This is a genomic window from Serratia sp. DD3, assembly GCF_000496755.2.
Genome location: NZ_AYKS02000060.1, coordinates 1 through 2,838 on the forward strand (window position 1 = coordinate 1; position 2,838 = coordinate 2,838).

Below are 2,838 nucleotides of genomic sequence, written 5' to 3' on the forward strand. Positions count from 1 at the left end.
TGACGGGGGATGCCAGCCACAGTGGCTTGACCACCATTGATGCCGGTACCCTGAGTATCGGCAATGGCGGTACCACCGGCACCATCAGCAGTGATATTGTCAATAACGCCACGCTGATATTCAACCGCAGTGATGCCAACGACTATACCGGCGTGCTGAGTGGCGAAGGCGACCTGTTCAAACAGGGTGCTGGCGAATTGACCTTGAGCGGCGGGACGTCTCATCAGGGCAGTGTGGCAGTACAAGCGGGTACGTTGACCCTCAAACAAAATGGCGGCAGCCTGACCACCACCGGCGACTACACCACCTATAGCGGGGCAACCACGGTAATTGGTTTACAGAGTTCGACCCTGAATGTGGGCGGCGCGTTTACCCAGCAAAGTGATTCGGTGCTTAATGTTACCCTGGGGGCATCACCGGATATCACCGCGCAAAGCGCCAATCTTGACGGCAGGTTGATTGTTAATGGTTTTGTTGACACCGAGGACCCGACCAAAGCGAGCGGTGTGATAGGCCAGGACTATGTGGTGTTGAGCACCACCGGTGGTATCACTGGGGACTTTACCAACAATCCGCTGGACCCGTATAGCCTGAATTATCTGTTGCACGATGGTCACCTGAGTGAGAACAACCTTGATTATACCCTGGGCTTCCGCCTGGCGTGGAACGAGGGGGAACAGCAACACGGTAGCGGTAACTTTACCCTGAATGAGGGCACCGGTTTTAATATCGATATTGCGCTGGACGACCAGACGGCACCTGAAGGTGGCTTTACCACCGGTTGGGATGGCAAGAGTCTGATGAAAGACGGCGCCGGTCGCTTGGTGCTGTCCGCAGTCAACGGCTACACTGGCTCCACCACAGTTGAGAATGGCACGCTGCAACTGGATATTGCCGACAGTATCAAGGCCAGCAGCGAGGTGATTGTTAACGGCGGTATCGTCAACCTCAATGGCAACGACCAGCAGTTTAACCGTTTGAGCGGCAAGGGCAGCGAGGTTCAGTTGAATGGCGCTACCCTGACGGCGGTCAATGCCGATACCACGGTCAACAGCGACTATGCCGGGGCGATTACCGGCAACGGCTCCTTTATCAAAGACGGCAGCGGCAGCCTGACCCTGAGCGGCAATACCGCCTGGGTGGGGGACACTGAACTGCAAGGCGGCAGTCTGATTCTGGATGGCACCAGTGGCGGAGCGCAACTGACCAGCAATGTGATTGGTCAAAGTGGCACGCAACTGAGCCTGATTAACGGTGCCAGCCTGACCGGTTGGATTGACCCGACCGATGTCAGCATTGACAGCAGCAGCCAGTGGACCATGACCGCAGATTCTTTGGTTAATGACCTCACTCATGGCGGCACGGTGACCTTTGTCGCCCCAACGGCCAATAACTTCAAAACCCTGACGGTGGACGGTAACTACGTGGGCAACAACGGCCTGCTGGTGATGAACACCCAACTGGGGGATAACAGCTCACTGACCGATAAACTGGTGGTGGCGGGCAATACTTCGGGCACTACCCGGGTACAAATCAACAATGCTGGTGGGACCGGAGCCCAGACGCTGGAAGGGATTGAAGTAGTGCGCGTCGGTGGTGAGTCCAACGGCGAGTTTGTACAAAACGGGCGTATTGTTGCCGGGGCGTATGACTATACCCTGGGCCGTGGCAGTCAAGCGGGCACCGCAGGTAACTGGTACCTGACCAGCAAGTCGGAGGAGGATAATCACTCGGATATCCGCCCGGAAGCGGGGGCTTACAACGCCAACCTGGCGGCAGCCAACAACATGTTCGTCACCCGTCTGCATGACCGTTTGGGGGAGACACAGTACATTGACGCCCTGACCGGTGAGCACAAGGTCACCAGTATGTGGTTGCGCAATGAAGGCGGGCACAACCGCGTTCGTGACGAAAGTGGCCAGTTACGCACCCAGTCCAACCGTTATGTGCTGCAACTGGGTGGCGATATCGCCCAGTGGAGCCAGAATGGCGCAGACCGCTTCCACCTCGGCTTGATGGCCGGTTATGGCGACACCAAGAGCAACACTACCTCGCGCCTGGGCTATGATGCCAAAGGGGCGGTAGACGGTTACAGCGTGGGGGCCTATGGCACCTGGTATGCCAATGCGGCGGACAAGTCGGGTTGGTATGTGGACAGCTGGTTGCAGTACAGCTGGTTCGACAACACGGTGACCGGTCAGGAGCAGGCCAGCGAGACTTACAAGTCGAAAGGGGTCAGCGCCTCGGTAGAGAGTGGTTATACCTTCAAGCTGGGTGAAAGTGTCGCCAACAATATGGCCTACTTTATCCAACCGAAAGCACAATTGACCTGGATGGGCGTTAAAGCTGATGACCACCGTGAAGTGGGCGGCACCTGGGTGAAAGGTGAAGGGGATGGCAACCTGCAGAGCCGGTTGGGGGTGAAGGCCTTTATCAACGGTTACAGCGACCAGGACAAGGGCAACCACCGGGTATTCCAGCCGTTTGTCGAAGCCAACTGGGTGCATAACAGTAAGGACTTTGGCAGCAATCTGGATGGTTTGAGCATCAAGCAGGATGGTGCTGCCAATATTGCCGAGCTGAAACTGGGTGTGGAAGGGCAACTCAACAAGCAGGTGAACCTGTGGGGTAATGTGGGCCAGCAACTGGGCAATAACGGCTACAGCGATACCAGTGTGATGTTGGGAGGCAAGTACAACTTCTAATACCGGTAAACGATGCTGGTTCATTCAATGTGCAGGATAAAGTACAACGTGCTTTATCCCTCAGAGATCCCCTCATTTTTAGAGACTCAAATAATGCCAAGTGTGCGGGTATATAACCGATGCTGCCTCAGGT

Annotated in this window: 1 protein-coding gene; it reads left to right on the top strand. The window is 56.0% G+C overall.

The window, feature by feature from the left end; genetic code table 11:
- A partial coding sequence (locus IO95_RS10915) for an autotransporter outer membrane beta-barrel domain-containing protein (protein WP_037385299.1) occupies window positions 1–2,705 on the top strand: 2,705 nt, incomplete at its 5' end.
- Window positions 2,706–2,838 lie beyond the last annotated feature (133 nt).